This is a genomic window from candidate division KSB1 bacterium, assembly GCA_034506255.1.
Lineage (GTDB): Bacteria > Zhuqueibacterota > Zhuqueibacteria > Zhuqueibacterales > Zhuqueibacteraceae > Coneutiohabitans > Coneutiohabitans thermophilus.
Map to the genome: position 1 here is coordinate 1 of JAPDPX010000005.1, position 16643 is coordinate 16643.

The 16643-nt window shown below is 60.7% G+C and carries 15 protein-coding genes; 13 read left to right on the forward strand and 2 right to left on the reverse strand.

What is annotated here, in order from left to right; translation table 11 throughout:
- Nucleotides 1–411 precede the first annotated feature (411 nt).
- Nucleotides 412–969, forward strand: coding sequence for a cob(I)yrinic acid a,c-diamide adenosyltransferase (gene cobO / locus ONB52_10875; GenBank protein MDZ7416640.1), 558 nt, complete (start codon nt 412–414; stop codon nt 967–969).
- A gap of 594 nt (nt 970–1563) precedes the next feature.
- On the opposite strand, the gene ONB52_10880 is transcribed toward cobO, so the two are convergent.
- Nucleotides 1564–1908 carry a hypothetical protein gene (locus tag ONB52_10880; protein ID MDZ7416641.1) on the reverse strand — a complete coding sequence of 115 codons (345 nt, stop codon included), beginning with the start codon at nt 1906–1908 and terminating at the stop codon, nt 1564–1566.
- A 184-nt stretch (nt 1909–2092) separates the two neighbouring features.
- Entirely contained in the window at nt 2093–3274 is a 1182-nt protein-coding gene (locus tag ONB52_10885) for a D-alanine--D-alanine ligase (protein MDZ7416642.1), read from the reverse strand.
- 166 nt (nt 3275–3440) lie between these two features.
- Here ONB52_10885 and recJ point away from each other — a divergent pair, with 166 nt between their 5' ends.
- The 12 genes from recJ (at nt 3441) to ONB52_10945 (ending at nt 16581) form a co-directional block, all read left to right on the forward strand.
- On the forward strand, nt 3441–5303 hold the full coding sequence (gene recJ, locus ONB52_10890) for a single-stranded-DNA-specific exonuclease RecJ (protein ID MDZ7416643.1): 1863 nt from the start codon (nt 3441–3443) through the stop codon (nt 5301–5303).
- Nucleotides 5304–5631: 328 nt separating this feature from the next.
- Nucleotides 5632–7296 carry an acyl-CoA carboxylase subunit beta gene (locus ONB52_10895; protein ID MDZ7416644.1) on the forward strand — a complete coding sequence of 555 codons (1665 nt, stop codon included), beginning with the start codon at nt 5632–5634 and terminating at the stop codon, nt 7294–7296.
- Nucleotides 7297–7488: 192 nt separating this feature from the next.
- Nucleotides 7489–7875 (forward strand): DUF2200 domain-containing protein, encoded by a 387-nt coding sequence (locus ONB52_10900; protein MDZ7416645.1) that lies wholly within the window; start codon nt 7489–7491, stop codon nt 7873–7875.
- Nucleotides 7876–8124: 249 nt separating this feature from the next.
- Nucleotides 8125–8415 carry a coiled coil domain-containing protein gene (locus tag ONB52_10905; protein ID MDZ7416646.1) on the forward strand — a complete coding sequence of 97 codons (291 nt, stop codon included), beginning with the start codon at nt 8125–8127 and terminating at the stop codon, nt 8413–8415.
- Between the two features lie 366 nt (nt 8416–8781).
- Nucleotides 8782–10149 (forward strand): DUF1446 domain-containing protein, encoded by a 1368-nt coding sequence (locus tag ONB52_10910; GenBank protein ID MDZ7416647.1) that lies wholly within the window; start codon nt 8782–8784, stop codon nt 10147–10149.
- Between the two features lie 153 nt (nt 10150–10302).
- Nucleotides 10303–11811: an NTP transferase domain-containing protein gene (locus ONB52_10915; GenBank protein ID MDZ7416648.1), complete on the forward strand. Its 1509-nt coding sequence runs from the start codon at nt 10303–10305 to the stop codon at nt 11809–11811.
- 100 nt (nt 11812–11911) lie between these two features.
- Nucleotides 11912–12250 carry a hypothetical protein gene (locus ONB52_10920; GenBank protein ID MDZ7416649.1) on the forward strand — a complete coding sequence of 113 codons (339 nt, stop codon included), beginning with the start codon at nt 11912–11914 and terminating at the stop codon, nt 12248–12250.
- Nucleotides 12251–12319: 69 nt separating this feature from the next.
- Nucleotides 12320–13105, forward strand: a complete 786-nt coding sequence (locus ONB52_10925) for an enoyl-CoA hydratase-related protein (protein MDZ7416650.1) — start codon at nt 12320–12322, stop codon at nt 13103–13105.
- A 257-nt stretch (nt 13106–13362) separates the two neighbouring features.
- Entirely contained in the window at nt 13363–14508 is a 1146-nt protein-coding gene (locus tag ONB52_10930; protein ID MDZ7416651.1) for an acyl-CoA dehydrogenase family protein, read from the forward strand.
- 14 nt (nt 14509–14522) lie between these two features.
- Entirely contained in the window at nt 14523–15317 is a 795-nt protein-coding gene (locus tag ONB52_10935) for a hypothetical protein (protein MDZ7416652.1), read from the forward strand.
- Complete coding sequence (locus tag ONB52_10940) at nt 15317–15742, forward strand: hypothetical protein (protein ID MDZ7416653.1); 426 nt, start codon at nt 15317–15319, stop codon at nt 15740–15742. The genes ONB52_10935 and ONB52_10940 overlap by 1 nt, the downstream gene beginning before the upstream one ends.
- Nucleotides 15739–16581 carry an MBL fold metallo-hydrolase gene (locus ONB52_10945; protein ID MDZ7416654.1) on the forward strand — a complete coding sequence of 281 codons (843 nt, stop codon included), beginning with the start codon at nt 15739–15741 and terminating at the stop codon, nt 16579–16581. Before ONB52_10940 ends, ONB52_10945 begins: the two co-directional genes overlap by 4 nt.
- The last annotated feature ends 62 nt before the right edge of the window (nt 16582–16643 follow it).

The following is a 16643-nucleotide window of genomic DNA, read 5'->3' on the forward strand; positions in this document are numbered from 1 at the left end:
GAGGGCAAGACGCGCCGCGGGACACACCCGCCGTCTGCGAGACCACATGGGACTCCTCCTGGTGAATTTTGCGCAAAGATACGCAGCGATTCACCCAGAGGAAAGATGTGGTTCACCGAGGGGATACAATGCTTGCGCGTCAAACACGCAAACAGACCGGCAATGCCTTTTCGCGGGTTGCGCGGCGGCCGCCTTGCAGTCCGGGACAGCACGGCAGAAGCCCGCACACTGGTGTTGGGAGCACGGGCCGGGCAAGCCTCTCGACACGGAGACCGTGAGCAGCAAAAGTTTTTGCCGCTGATGTGGGAAGAAACTCGGGCCCAACACAAAGCCCCGGCAAAATGCCGGGGCTTTGCTGTTGCTGCCGGAGTTTTTGCTTGTTTCTCAGTCCGTGCAAAATTATGTTGGGCCATGATCGAAATCAAAAAGACCATCACGGTGCGCCACGGGCTGACGCTGGTTTTCACCGGTGACGGCAAGGGCAAGACCACCGCGGCGCTGGGCACGGTGTTGCGTGCCGTGGGTTATGGTTTGCGGGTGTTCATGCTGCAGTTCATCAAGGGCTCGTGGCATTACGGCGAGCTGGAGGGCGCCCGGCTGCTCGCACCCTACTTCACGATCGAGCGCATGGGCAGGGGCTTCTACAAGATTGTCGATGACAAACTGCCGGAGGAGGTGCATCGCCAGGCGGCGGAAGAGGCGGCGGCACGCGCACTTGAAATTCTCCGCAGGGGCGAGTACGACATGGTCATCCTCGATGAAATCAACGTCGCAGTGCAGACCGGCTTGCTGCCGGTGGAGAGGGTGATGGAGATCATTGCCGCCAAGCCCGCTACCTGCCATCTCATTCTCACCGGCCGCGGTGCCCCGCCGGAGGTGATTGCGGCCGCCGATCTCGTCACCGAGATGCGCGAGATCAAGCATCCCTTCCAGCAGGGCAAGCTGGCGCAAAAGGGGGTGGATTTTTGAGGTGTGATCGAAGCACTCCCGCTCTGCTCCTCCCTGACCCCGGTCAATCATCCTGTCTGCCGGCAAACGGTTATTATTGACCGCCACGGGATTGCGCCGGCGTGAATGTGCAGGCAGCATGCACGCCGTTGCCAATTATCAGGGCAGAATCCCATCACATGGTCAAGCCCGCGAGGTATCGTGCCGCTCTGTTGCCGCGTTTGACGTTTGCGCACAGCGTGTGTTCCCAAAGACTGTTGCTCTGCCTCGCTGGCGTCATATTCCCGCCCTCCTGTGTTTCACCATCGTTTGGCGGCTCACTTTGCATCCCGCTGAAGTGCAGCCTGGAGCTGTTACGAGGCCGCAATGCGCCTTTGCTCCAGCCCGGTCAAAAGCGAAGGGGCCCTCATTTTTTGAGGGGGAATCCAGAAAGAGCCTCTCATCATCACGTGCCTGAACAAACGCAACAATCAGGGGAAAAAATCGGTTCTCTGCTCATCGGTGAGGGCAACTCGTAACGCGGCCACCCCCGAATTCTCCGGACGCGGCGCGACCCGGATTCACGCCGATCTTTATCTGCAGTGGTCCACACCAATCTGTGTTTCAAAAATCGTTTTAATTTTCATGTGCGATGGCATACCCATCGTGAGGAAAACATCGCGCACACGTCTTGTCTGCCTGCAGGCCTTTTCCTGCCACTTGAATTCCGTACCCAGCTTGATCCCCTCCGCGAGAAACGCCGATTTGATCGCCACGTCCAACCAACCCGTGGGTGGGGCATGAAAAAATCTTGCAGGCCAACGTGCGGTCAACTCCAAAAAAGTGCCCTGTTTGGTTCTCATCAAACAACTGCGCCAAAGCATGAGAATTTGCCACAAAAATGCCGCAGCGCATGTTTCCAGCTGCCGGCAGACAAGATGTCCATGCTGCATTTTCATCGTGATGGATGTGCAAATGCACCTGGCAAATTCCTACGGGATGACAGTTTTGAGTTGGGGAGCGGATTTTGGAACTTGATGTGGTGATACCAAACGGCAACGTGTTGCCGATACCGCGCACACGCCGGGCAAGGCAAAACGCCGGCCGGGCGGGCGCAGGTCGCCGGCGTTTGCGATGCTGACGCCCTTGTGACCGCGGGGTCGCGCTATTTGAACCATTCCTGCTTGGGCTGATAAGAGGTGAGCAGTTTGTTTTTGTCGTGATGGCGGGTCAGCGCGAGTTGAATCAGCTCGTCGAGCAAGGCGGGGTAAGGCAGGCCGCTCGCCTCCCATAATTTGGGATACATGCTGATCTGGGTGAAACCGGGGATGGTGTTGATCTCATTGAGATAAAACGTGTCGGCGTCGCGTTCGAGCAGAAAATCGACGCGCGCCATGCCCTGGCATTCACAGGCGAGGAAGCCCTGGAGAGCGCACTCGCGAATCTTTTGCGCCAGCAGCGGTGGCAGATCGGCGGGAATGTAAAGCTGGGAGGCGCCGTCGACATATTTCGCATCGTAGTCATAGAATTCGTTGGAGGGCACCACCTCGCCGCACACTGAGGCGCGGGGACGGAGATTGCCCAGCACACTCACTTCGATTTCGCGCGGGTTGATGACGGCGGCTTCAATGAGGATCTTGTGATCGTAGCGCGCGGCCTCCTCGATGCCGGCGGCCACCTGTTCGGCCGTGCGCGCCAGGCTGATGCCGACGCTCGATCCCATGTTCGCCGGCTTGATGAATGCCGGCAGGCCGAGCGTCTCTTCCACCGTCTGCAAAATCTCCACGCGGCTTTTTCCGCTCAAGCGTTGGGGATGCCCCCACAGGGGAAAATGCTCGAACCTGTCACCGTGCCAATCTTCCGTGCGCAGCCAGAGAAAATCCACCACTGGGATGCCCGCCTGCCGGCACAGCACCTTCTGCACCACCTTGTCCATGCACACCGCCGAGCCGAGCACGCCACTGCCGACATAGGGCAGGTTGGCGAGCTCGAGCAGGCCCTGCACCGTGCCGTCTTCTCCGAGCGGGCCGTGCAACACGGGGAAGACAACGTCAATGCCGGCCTCACTGGCGAGCTCGTGCAGGTCCACCGGGGCGAGGGGAAACAAGCGATGCTCATTGGGATCGGGCACCACGATGGCGTGTGAATGGCCGGTATCCCGGCCGCTTTTCAGGAAGGAAAGGGCCTCGCTGCCGTTGATCCAGCGGCCGGACTTGGTGATGCCCACCGGCACCACGTCGTATTTTTGCCGATCGAGGGCAGCGATGATGGAGGTGGCCGAAACCAGCGAGACTTCATGCTCGCCCGAGCGGCCGCCGAAGAGCACAGCGACGCGGAGCTTCTTCATGGAGTTTCCGATGCTTTTCTTGCGTGTCAGTCGAGCTTGTGGATTTTTGCGGCAGCAGGAATATAAGATTTCGTTTTAGAATTGCAATCGTTAGAATTGCCCTGCCGGCCTGCAGGCGAGATTTTCGCTTGAAATTCGGTGCTGAAATCTTTACAATGGCGCCGGCATGTCAGCCCATTCCCGGAAGCACGTCAGTCCCTTCCCCGTGCTGGCCCGGCAGGCTGCGACCGAGCGACTCCCGCGGCGCGGCGCGAGCCGGCTGCCGGCAGGGCGTTGGATTCCGGCTGTGATTCCCGTTTGTCCGTTCCTCTCCAGCCCCAGGGGCATCATCATGACGTTACAGTGGCAGTTTATCGAGGCCACGCCTCAGGAAGCGGTTTTGCGGTTGGCGCAGGAATTGAGTGTGCCGCCCATCATTGCACGCGTCCTGCTCAATCGCGGCATCGAATCTGCCGAAAGCGCGCGCCGCTTTTTCCGCACCGACCTCAAGCGGCTGCATGATCCCTTTTTGATGGCGGATATGAAAACCGCGGCGGAACGCCTTGCCACGGCGTTGGCGCGGAGGGAACGCATCCTGATCTATGGCGACTACGACGTTGACGGCGTCACCAGCACGGCGCTGCTCAAGCTGGTTTTTCGCAGTCTGGGCTTCGAGGTGCCGCATTACATCCCCGAGCGCCTGCGCGAAGGCTATGGCCTGTCGCTCGCCGGCATTGAAAGGGCCCATGCCCGGGGCATCAAGCTCATCATTGCGGTCGATTGCGGCGTCTCGGCGGTGGCGGAAATCCGCCGGGCGCGCGCCCTCGGCATGGACGTGATCGTGTGCGATCATCACCAGCCCGGCGCGCTGCTGCCACCCGCCACTGCCCTGCTCGACCCCAAGCGCAGTGACTGCCCCTATCCCTTCAAAGAGCTGGCGGGAGTGGGCGTCGCGTTCAAGTTGATGCAGGCCCTGTTTCACGAACTCGGGCAGGACCCCGCCAAACTGCTGCGCCATGTCGAATTGGTGGCGATCGGCAGCGCGGCGGACATTGTCCCGCTTACCGATGAGAACCGCATTCTGGTCAAGGCCGGGGTCGAGAAACTCAATGCCACCGAGAATGTCGGCCTGCGCGCGCTGATCAATGTCTGCAGCCTGCAGGGCAGCGAGCTGGGCACCGGTCACATCGTTTTCATTCTGGCACCGCGCATCAACGCCGTGGGCCGCATGGGCGACGCCAACCGCGCGGTGGACCTGCTGACCGCCGATGATCCCGAGAAGGCGCAGAGCATTGCCTGCGTGCTGGATGCCGAAAACCGCGAACGCCGCAGCATCGATGACAGCACCTTTCGGGAGGCGCTCGAGCTGGCGGAACGGCAGTGTGATCTCGCCAGGGATCGCATCATCGTGCTCGATCGCGAGGCCTGGCACACCGGGGTGATCGGCATCGTCGCCTCGCGCGTCGTCGAAAAATTTTACCGCCCGACCGTCATGATCTCGACCGACAACGGCATGGGCAAGGGCTCGGCGCGCAGCATTCCCGGTTTCGACATTCACCATGCGCTGACGCAGTGCCACGAGCTGATGCTCGCTTACGGCGGCCACAAGTATGCCGCCGGCCTCAGCATCCGCACCGACCAAATCGCCAATTTGCGCGCCAGGCTGCGGGAAATCGCGGCGCACAGCCTGAGTGCCGACATGCTCGCGCCGCGGCTGTTGATCGACGGCGAGATCACCTTCGCCGACATCAATGCGCGTTTCATGAAGTTTCTCAAGGCGCTGGCGCCCTACGGTCCGCAGAACATGCGGCCGGTCTTTGTCTCGCGCGGGCTGCGGGTCATCGGCACCCCCCAGATCGTCGGCAACAATCATTTGCGCTTCAATGTCATGCAGGGCAACAAGCGCATGGACTGCATCGGTTTCAACCTGGGCGAGTTGCGCCACCGTCTCACCGACGGCCGCCGGGACGTCGATCTCGCCTATCTGGTCGAAGAAAACACCTGGCAGGGCCGCACGACGATCCAATTGCGTGTGAAGGACATTCGCTAGCGAGCACTGCCGGCGGCTGGTGGTCGCCGAAGGGGCCTGACACAATCCCGGGCGGATCTTCATGGCGCGGCCGCTGTAACGGATGAAAGCCGTGAACCGGCGGGCTTCACCTCCGCCGCGCCGGGAAATGGCTTTGTTGGAGAACTTTCAGAGAAAAATACCTGCGCGTCGATCAAGAGTGGGGCATACCGGGCGGGACAGGCGGCGTTGTTTGTCCCTGTGGTTGGACGGCGCGTGCCTGCGTTGCAGCAGCCAACGGCCGCTCTTGCCGAAACCACTCACGCCGGAATGGAAGGTACGGACCCGGAGTCCCCGCGATGGAGCCTGCATGAAAGTCTTCCCCTCCCAGCTCGACACCAAATCGGACGAATACAAAAAACGCCACCGCCATTTTCTGCAATTGCTCAGTGAGCTGAACCTGCGCGCCCGGGAGATTCGCGAGCCCTCCCCGGAAGCGGTGCGCAAGCTGGCCGCCCGCCACAAGTATCCGGCACGTGAAAAAATCCGCCGCATTCTTGATCCCGGCTGCGAGCCGCTCGAGATCGGCCTGTTCGCGGCCTGGAACATGTACCACGACATTCCCGGCGGCTATCCCTCGGCGGGCACCATCGTGCAGATCGGCCGCGTTTCCGGCAAGCTGGCAGTGATCGTCGCCAACGACCCGCTGGTGAAAAGCGGGGCGTGGGTTGAGATCACCTGCAAGAAGAATCTGCGCGCGCAGGAGATCGCCATGGAAAACCGCCTGCCCATCATCTATCTGGTCGATTCCGCCGGCGTCAACCTCGAGCGCCAGGCGGAGATCTTCCCCGATCGCGATCACTTCGGCCGCATCTTCCGCAACAACGCCAAAATGGCGGCCATGGGCATTCCGCAGATTGCGGTGGTGTTCGGCTTCTGCGTGGCGGGTGGCGCCTATCTGCCCGGCATGTCCAGCGAACTGGCGATGATCACCGAACACTCCAGCATGTATCTTGCCGGACCATTCCTGGTGAAAGCCGCGGTCGGGCAGGTGGTCGATTCGGAAACGCTCGGCGGCGCGACCATGCACACCGCGGTCTCCGGGGTGGCCGATTATCGTTTCGATACCGAAGACGAGGCCTTCGCCTTCCTCCGTGAACAAATGGCCCTGTTGAACTATGCGCCGCGTTCGCCCTTTGCCCGCACCGCGCCGGAAGAGCCGGTGTATGACCCCGAAGAACTGCTCGGCATTCTGCCGGACAACGCCAGCGGCACGTATGACATGCGCGAAATCCTCGCGCGCTTCGTCGATGGCAGCCGCTTCGAAGAGTTCAAACCGGAATACGGCAAAACCATCGTGACGGCTTTTGCCCGCCTGGGTGGTTTTGCCGCCGGCATTGTCGCCAACCAGGGCATGCCGGTGAAACGACAAATGCCGCCGGACCATCTCGGCCGGCCGCAGCCGCCCCAGGTGCAAATGGGCAATGTCATCTATTCCGACTCGGCCAACAAGGCGACCCACTTCATCATGCTGTGCAATGAACGCCGCATTCCGCTGGTCTTTCTGCATGATGTCACCGGCTTCATGGTCGGCAAGCAGGCGGAGAGCGGCGGCATCATCCAGGACGGCGCCCAGTTCGTCAACGTCCAGGCCAATTCCGTGGTGCCCAAGTTCACTGTGATCGTGCGCAACAGCTTTGGTGCGGGCAATTATGCCATGTGCGGCAAGGCGTATGACCCGGCCTTGATTTTCGCCTGGCCGACGGCTAAATTGGCAGTGATGGATGGCGGCATCGCCGCGGACACGGTCCTGCTCACCAAAAAAGAACTTTCCCCCGAGCAGAAAATCGCTTTCCGCAAACGTCTGGTTGCGAAATACAATGAAGAGGCTTCGCCCTACTTCACCGCCGCCCGCATGATGGTCGACGGCATCATCGACCCGCGCGACATGCGACGGGTACTGATCACCGGACTGGAAATGGCGGCACACCGCGGCGAGCTGGAAGAGTTTCGCACCGGTGTGATGCGGATGTGAGACCAACTGCCCGCGGGCCGGGGACAGGGGAAACAGAAAATGGCCGTGCCAAGCCGGCTGGTTTGCCGGCCGGAATCAGCGATGAAAACCGGTGTTATTCCGCTCGAGGCGGGGGACGTTACAGGATTGGGGCCTGGCGCGCGGAAAAAGATTGCCACATGACTTTTAAGTGGTGGCAGACTACCAACTGGCATCCGGCCGTTGCGCCATCCGTTACCCCGAAAAACCATCACGACCATAAAGAAGGGCCGAACCAGGGAAGAGTGGCACCAAGTGATTGCCTGGCTGACGGGTTACAGTGACAACGATATTCTCAGGCACATCAAAGAGAACTCCACGTTTGAGATTTTTTTCGCGCAGGCGAGGTTGAACCCCAACGCCCGTTTGATCACCGGCATGATCTGTGGCCATCGGGTTGAAGAGATTGAGAATCCTTTGACTCAACAGGTGCGATACCTGGACAAGCTGGTGGATGAGCTGGCGAAGGGCCGCAAGATGGAGAAGATTCTGCGCCGCGCACAGGCTGAGGTCTCATCTGCCACTGCCAGCATATCGTCAAAACACACGGAAGCCGTCTGACAACAGCATGCCGCGGACAAGATCACGCGCCGCCACTGATGCGGAGCGACCCGGAAAAACAGCGTCAAACTTCGGTCATTGGCGTCGCAGGATTTCGTCATGCGAAAACCGTCCGGGGAGTGGATTTCTTCAAAGGGCGGGACATTGGCTCTGCGTCCAAAAAATTTTGGTTGCAGCATGAGAAACACATGACGCGGTTTCCCGGAAGAATGGGGCATATTATCACCACCAAGAGAAAGGAACAGGGTCATGGAAACGAAAGCTTCCTATTTGCAGAAACTGGCTGCACAACTGCAGGAATGGGATGCCGAGCTGGAAGATTTGAAGCGCAAAGCCGGCCAGGCCACGGCCGATGCCCGGGCTGAAATTGAGGAGCAGATCGCCGAACTGCGCGCGCAAAAAGAGGCCGCCAGGCTGAAATTCAATCAACTGCAGCAGGCCAGTGACGAGGCCTGGGAGGAGATCAAAACGGGCGCGGAAAAAAGCTGGAACGAGTTGAAGGGCGCATTCAAAAGCGCGTGGGCAAAATTCAACAAGTAACCGGAAGGATGCGACCCAACCGGCACAAACTGCGCGCGGTCCGGACGCCAGTCTGCCGGTGCCCCGGCCGTTCCAAAATGTTGCGGCCGCGCTGTGCCAGGCACTTTTGACCTGCCGGTGGACTTGGGTGGCCGGCTTTGTCAGCAGGTCGCAGAGAGTTATTGCACCGCGTTGCCGGACATCAAGATCACCGGCCGGCGCGAACTTTACAACTTGAACACGTACCATCCGCCAGACGCTGGCGGGGCGGTCAGTTTTGTCTCATTTCAGAAACGCTCCCGATCGCAAGCGGTCCGCATGCACCGCTTCCGGGCGGGAGCACAGGGCACAATCGTACTTGGCATGCCAGGCAAGCCCAGAGAAGCCATGAACACACGCACGCCCCTGCTCATTGCCAACGGCCAGGGTTTCTGGGGGGATTCAATACTCGGCCCGGTGCGCCTGGTGCGCGAAGGCCCGCTGCATTACCTCACGCTCGACTACCTCGCCGAGGTCACGATGAGCATCATGCAGAAGCTCAAGAGCCGCAATCCGGAGGCGGGCTATGCCACGGACTTCATTGCGATGCTTGAGCGCATTCTGCCAGTCTGCCGGGAGCGCGGCATCAAGATCATCGCCAGCGCCGGCGGGGTGAATGCGGCTGCCTGTGCCCGTGCCACCGGTCAGGTCATCAACAAGCTCGGCTTGACCGGCATGAAAGTCGCCACGGTGACTGGTGACGACATTCTCGACCGCCTGGAGGAATTGCAGGCCGGCGGCGAAACCTTCGCCAATCTCGATGACGGCCGGCCGCTCGCTGCCATCCGCGGCCGGATCACCTCGGCCAATGCCTACCTCGGCGCCTTTCCCATCGCGGAGGCGCTTGCCCGCGGCGCGGACATTGTCATCTGCGGCCGTGTGACCGATCCCTCGCTGGTGCTCGGCCCGATGATTCACGAGTTTGGCTGGCAGCCGCAGGATTACGACAAGCTGGCCGCCGGCACGGTGGCCGGGCACATCGTGGAATGCGGCGCCCAATGCACCGGCGCCAATTACACCAACTGGCGCGAAATTGTCGACTTTGCCCGCATCGGTTATCCCATTATCGAAGCCCATCCCTCCGGCGAATTTTTCATCACCAAACATGCCGGCACCGGCGGCAAGGTCAGCACCGCCACGGTGGCCGCGCAACTGGTGTATGAGATGGGCGATCCGCGGCGCTATCTCACGCCCGACGTCATCGCGGATTTCACCACCATTCAGCTCGAACCGGCCGGAGCGGATCGCGTGCGCGTGCATGGCATCCACGGCAGCGCGCCCACGGAAACTTTGAAAGTGAGCCTCAGTTATCACAACGGCTACAAAGCCGTGGGGCAACTCGTCATCGCCGGCCCGGAAGCCCTGGCCAAAGCCCGCTTGTGCGCCGAAATCATCTGGCAGCGCCTGGCACTCGATGGCTGCACGTTCGCGGAGGAAGAGCGGCTGGTGGAGTATTTGGGCAGTGGCGTGTGTCATGCGGGCATTGTTGCGCCCGTTGACCCGCCGGAGGTGGTGCTGCGCGTGGGCGTGAAAAGTCAGGACAGGGCCAAAGTCGACCGCTTCGGCATGGAGATTGTGCCGCTGGTCACCAGCGGGCCGCCGGGCGTCACCGGATTTGCCGGCGGCCGGCCCAAGGCCACGGAGATCATCAGCTATTGGCCGGCGCTGGTGAGCAAAAGCAAAATTCAACCACGCGTGGAAGTGATGGCGTTTTGAACGTGGCCGGCCGCGACCTGGCGGGTGACTCCAGCGGCAGACAGCCGCGGGGGCATGGCCTCGCCGTGAGGCCGGGAGCAACAACGCCGAACAGAGATGACAGCCAGCCAATCCCCCAAGTTAAACCCAACATAAGGAACCGCAACCGTGAGCATGGAACCGAACTTGGAGATTATGAACACCCTGCGGGAGCTGTCCTCCCCGATCGATCGCAACGACCGCCGCGTGGCAATGATCCTGGCCGCCGGGCACGGCAAGCGGATCAAATCCGAGAAATCCAAAATGCTGCATTTGATCTGGGGCGTGCCGACGGTGACACGGGTGGCAAATGCGGCGCGCGACGGCCTGGAAACCAGCAATCAGATTCTGGTGGTTGGCATCAAAGCGCTCGACGTGGCACGGGCGCTGGGGCCGGCCCCGGCGCGTGCCTTCGTCTTTCAGCAGAATCAACGCGGCACCGGCGACGCGGTGCATGTCGGCCTCACCAGATTGATCAACGAGCAGTTCGACGGCGCGGTCTACGTCTTCCCCGGCGACATGGGCCTGCTGACCAGCCGCGCCATCCGGGATTTCCGCATGGATTTTGAACGCAATGTCTGCGACATGATGGTGCTCACCGCCGAATATCAGGGCCAGCCCGAGGAAAACTATTACGGCCGCATCCTGCGCGTGCCCGCCCGGGACATCACCGGCAAGCCCTCCGGCAGCGACTACGACAAGGTCATCGCGATCATGGAGCATCGTGACATTTTGGCGCTGCCCGCCGACACGCCCTTTCGCATCGAATACAACCATCGCGTCTACGAGTTCACCCGTGAGCAACTGCTCAATATCCAGGAGTTCAATACCGGCGTCTATGCCTTCAAATTCGCGCCACTGGTGCGCTACATCGAGCTGTTGCAAACCAACAATGCCCAGGGCGAGCTCTACATCACCGATCTCATCGCGATCTTCAACCAAAACTTTTTGGCGGTGCGCGCCTCCCGCGCCAACGATTACTCCACCGTCATGGGCTTCAACAACAAAAGCGTGCTGAAGGAGATGGAAAAAATCGCCCGCGAAAAAGCCTATGAACGGCTGAAGGACATCATCTCCATCGACGACAAAGATGATTTCTTCATCGCCGATGAGGTCATCGAGCAAATCATCGGGATGGACATCGCGCGGGCGCCGCTCGATATCGAAATCGGCAAAGGCGTGCATCTCGGGCCGCAGGTCAGCCTCAACAAGGGCGTGGTGATCAAGAGCCGCGCCACCCTGGAAGGCAACATCGTGCTGGGCGAAAACGTCGTCATTCATGAAAACGTGCATCTCAGCACCTATCCGCATCAGCGGCTGGTGATCGGCAACAACTCCCAGATTCTGCAGGGCGACATCATCAAGGGCAACCTGACCATCGGCGAAAACTGCCAGATCGAATCCGGCGTGAACATGACCGGCTCGGATGAATATCCCACCCGCATCGGCAACAACGTGCTGATCAAGGGCACCAGCTACATCTTCGGCTCGATCATCGAAGATGACGTCTGGATCGAGCATTCCGTGCTCAAGTTCAAATATGTCGAACGCCGGGTGCGCAAGGACGGCTCCGTGCAACCGGTGCGCTGGGTGCTGCCGCTGCCCGAAGGGCTGGATTCGCTGCACTCCCTGGAAAAAAAGTAAGCCGGTATTCCGCCGCAGGCACCAGGCCGGCACCGGACAACCGCCGGCGGACGACCGACAACTTACCGGAACACACTCGCAACCGCAGGGCTGCGCTGCCATGAAACGAATCCGGCTTTCAGAAATTGCCCATGCCCGCAGCGGCGACAAGGGCGACGCCAGCAACGTCGGCATCGTCGCCTATGACCGTGCGGGTTATGAGCTTCTCAAGCAAACCCTCACCCCGGCGCGCGTGAAGCAGCATTTTCACGCGATCTGCCGCGGTGAGGTCGAGCGCTATGAAGTCGACGGCATCATGGCGTTGAATTTCATCCTGCACGATTCACTCGGCGGCGGCGGCTCGGAAAGCCTGAAGAGCGACGCGCAGGGCAAGACCCACGGCCTGGGGCTGTTGCAAATGGCAATCGAAGTGCCCGACGATTTCGTCCCCGGCCGCTGAGGGAAAGCGCATGCCCGGCTCGGGAGTGGCGCACGCCGGGCCGGGTCCAATCACCAACACGGACGCGTGATGGCTTATCAATTCCTCGAGTATGAAGTACAAAACGGCATTGCCTCCCTGCGCCTCAATCGCCCGCCGGTGAACGCTCTGGGGCGGCAGCTCGTGGCGGAATTGACCGCCGCGGCCCGGCAGATCAATAGCGACCTCACCAGCCGTGACATTCGGGTGGTGGTGCTCAGCAGTGCCGGGCGGCATTTCTGTGCCGGTGCCGATCTCAAGGAACGCCTCGCCACGCCGGAAGAGGAAGTGGAAGGCGTGGTGCAGGCATTGCGCGGCGCGGTGCAGGCCGTGGCCGACCTGGAGGTGCCGAGCATTGCCGCGGTGCACGGCTCGGCGCTGGGCGGTGGCATGGAACTCGCGCTGGCCGCGGACATGCGCGTACTCAGTGACACCGCCATTCTCGGTTTGCGTGAGACGGCGCTCGCCATCATTCCCGGTGCCGGCGGCACGCAGCGGCTGCCGCGCCTCATCGGCTACGCGGCTGCGATGGAGTGGATTGCCACTGCCAGAACCTTCACGGCAGCGGAATGCCTGGCTCAGGGCCTGGCAAATCGTGTCGTCCCGGAAGCGGAGCTGCACGCGACTGCCATGCAGCTCGCCGGAATGATTGCGGCCAACGGTCCCCTCGCGGTGCGGGCCGCCAAGGAAGCCATGCGGCGCGGCGGGGACATGCCGTTGCGCGAAGGGCTGGCCTATGAGATGGAATGCTATCGCCGCATCATCCCCACGCGCGACCGGCGGGAAGCGCTGCAGGCATTCAGCGAAAAACGGCCGCCGGTTTTCAAAGGTGAATAACGGCGGTGGCGTCACCAGTTGTTGCTGAACCCCCACACCAAAGCCCGGCACGGAATTTTGCCCCCTGTCGGACGTCCGGGCTGGCCTGTGCCGGCGGGCAGGACTTGCCACCCCGGCCCGGCGCAAGCGAGATGGCCATTGCGCGGCACCACCGGTTTGTTTGGAATGATGCCCGGAGTAAATTTCAGCCGCACCACTGCAACAGGGATTTCACCAGGAGCCGGTTTCACCTCAACCCCCAACCTGTGAGCCACGCTATGCTGAATTTCACCGATGAACAACTCATGATTCGCGACACGGTGCGCGAATTTGCCAGGAAGGAGCTGGAGCCGAAGGCAGCGGAAATCGATCAAACCATGGAATTCCCCGCCGCTGCCCTGCGCCAGATGGGCGAACTTGGTTTTCTCGGCATCCCGTTCTCGTCAGCCTACGGCGGCGGCGATTTGGACACGGTTTCCTATGTGCTGATGATCGAAGAGCTGGCGCGCGCCTGCGGGGCCACCGCCCTCTCGGTGGCGGCACATTGCTCGTTGTGCGCAACGCCCATCTACTTGTTCGGCAGCGAGACGCAAAAGCAAAAATACCTGCCCGATCTCCTGAGTGGCAGAAAGCTGGGATCGTTCTGTCTGACCGAGCCGCACAGCGGCTCCGATGCCGCCGCGCTCACCACCACCGCCACGCGCGAGGGCGAGCATTATGTTTTGAATGGCAGCAAAATGTATGTGACCAACGGCGGCCATGCCGGGGTTTATGTGGTTTTTGCCCGCAGCAACCCCGCCCTGCCCAAGACCCAGGGCATCAGCGCCTTCATCGTCGAGCGCGAATTCCCCGGCGTGCTCATCGGCAAAAAGGAAAACAAGCTCGGCGTGCGCGCCAGTGACACCCGGCAGATTTCCTTCGACCATTGCCGGGTGCCGGCCACCAATCTCCTGGGTGCCGAAAACGAGGGCTTCAAATATGCCATGCAGATTCTCGATGCCGGCCGCATCGGCATCGGTGCCATGGCCGTCGGCCTGGCGCAGGCGGCGCTCGACAAGGCCGCGGCCTACTCGCGCGAACGCCGCGCCTTCGGCAAAACCATCAGTGAGTTCCAGGCCATTCGCTGGTATCTCGCCGACATGGCCACCGAGATTCATGCCGCGCGCCTGATGGTGCATCACGCCGCGCAGTTGCGCGATGCCGGCAGACCGTTTGTGAAGGAAGCCGCCATGGCCAAGCTCTTCGCCAGCGAAATGGCGATGCGCGCCTGCACCAGGGCCATCCAAATTTTCGGCGGCTACGGCTACCTGATGGATTATCCCGTCGAGCGCTACTGGCGCGACGCCAAGCTCACCGAAATCGGCGAGGGCACCAGCGAAGTGCAGCGCATGATCATCTCCCGGGAAGTGTTGAAGGAATTTTAGGCCACGACACGATTATGATTTGTCTGGTTGAAGCCCTCAACTACCGCTCGCTGCGCCGGCTCCGGCAGCGAATCGCCCCCTTCAACATCCGGATCGGGCCCAACGCGAGCGGCAAAACCACCTTCCTCGACGTCGTCGCGCTGGTGGGCGAGGGGTTGAAACACGGACCGGAAGAAAGTATTCGCCGGCGTGCCCGCTCCATTAAAGAGATGACGTGGAACCGTCCGGGCAAACATTTCGAGCTCGCCCTCGAGTTTGACATTCCGCAGCGCTTGCAGGGGACGAAGCCCGACATCGCCCATACGCACTGCCGCTATGAGATGGCGCTGGGACATTCCTCCGAGAATGAAGCTGCCCTTCTCCATGAAGTCTTTTGGCTGAAACCCGCAGCGGAGAGCGGCAATCACAGCTCTCCCCAGGTTTCCCTGCCGCTGCCACCGGAAAAGCGCGAACGGGATTTTCCCGGCGACCATCCGCCGGTTGCGTTGATCCTGACTCCGTCACGTGCCGCGCGCGGCTGGCGCAAAGTCGTGAACAAGATCAGTGCTTCGGGCAATGACTGGTTCAAGGCCGAGTCGGGTGAGTGGAATACTTTGTTCCGACTGGGGCCGCGGCGCTCCTCGCTGGCCAATTTGCTGGAGGACGAACAAAAATTTCCGGTGGCGACGTGGGCCAAAATATTTCTCATGGAGGGTGTGCACCTGCTGGCTTTCAACAGCTCGGCCATACGCCAGCCGTGCTCGCCTTTGTCGCCAAAACGCTTCGTTCCCGATGGATCCAATTTGCCCATCGTCGTTTTGCGTTGGTGATGTTTGATCGCGAGGAATGCGGCTCAAATGAAACAGCCCGGCAGATTCAAGAATTGGGAAAAAGACGTCTGGATGAAACGGGCTGGCATGAAACAAACCAGGTTGTAGTGTTGAATCCGGAATTGGAAATCCGGATTTGGGCAGATTCTCCCCATGTCGCAAAGTCACTGGGGTTGTCTAAAAAGCAGCTCGAGGAGATTCTTGCGCAGCATGACCGAGACGCGAACGGCAAGCCAAAAGACCCGAAGACAGTGATGGAAGCGGCGCTCCGGAAAGCGAATTTGCGCCGTTCTTCGGCGATCTATGCAAACCTGGCGGCAAGCGTGTCCTTTAAAAATTGCAGAGACCAGAGCTTCTCCGATTTCAAGTCCGCTCTGGTAGGCTGGTTTGGACCCCTCCCCAATCGGATGGAACAGCCTGAATGACCTTCGGCGACCTCGACATTTTCCTGCTCTCCGACGGCACTTTCCGCCTCGATGGCGGTGCGATGTTCGGCGTGGTGCCGCGCGTCCTGTGGGAGCGTCATGACCCGCCGGACGAGAGAAACCGCATCCTGCTGGGATTGAATGCCCTGCTCATCATGCGCGGCCGCGAAAAAATCCTGATCGATTGCGGCATCGGTGACAAATTCGACCGCAAATTTGCGGAGATCTACGCCATTCGGCGCGAACACACCCTGCTGGACGAACTCGCCCGGCACGGCTGCCGGCCGGAGGACATCACGCACGTTCTCCTCTCCCACTTGCATTTCGATCACATCGGCTGGAGCACGCGCCGCACGGCCGCCGGTGAACTGGTGCCGACTTTCAGTCAGGCGGAATATTTTTGCCAGCGCGGCAACTATGAGTATGGCCTGCAGCCCGATCCCCGCAGTCGCGCCAGTTATTTGCAGGAAAACTTCGTGCCGTTGCAGCAGCATGGCGTGCTGCGATTGCTCGAAGGCAGCGGCGAGGTTTTGCCCGGCATTGAAAGCATTGTCACCGGCGGGCATACCACGGATCACGCCATCATCAAAATCAAAAGCGCCGGCCGGACACTGTGCTTTCTTGCGGATTTGGTGCCGACGGCCTCCCATCTCAGAACGCCCTATGTGATGGGATATGACCTGTTTCCCCTGCAAACCATGCAGGTGAAACCGGTGATCTTGCAGCAGGCTTTTGCAGAGCAGTGGTTGTTGATTTTCGAGCACGGCGCACAGATCAAAGCGGGATACCTGCAGCAGGTCGAGGACAATTGGAAGATCAACCCGGTGAATATTGAATAGCGGGGGGCGGCTGTCGCTGGCCGCGGCGAATTACCAGATGAAAAATTTTTTGGAGAGGAGAA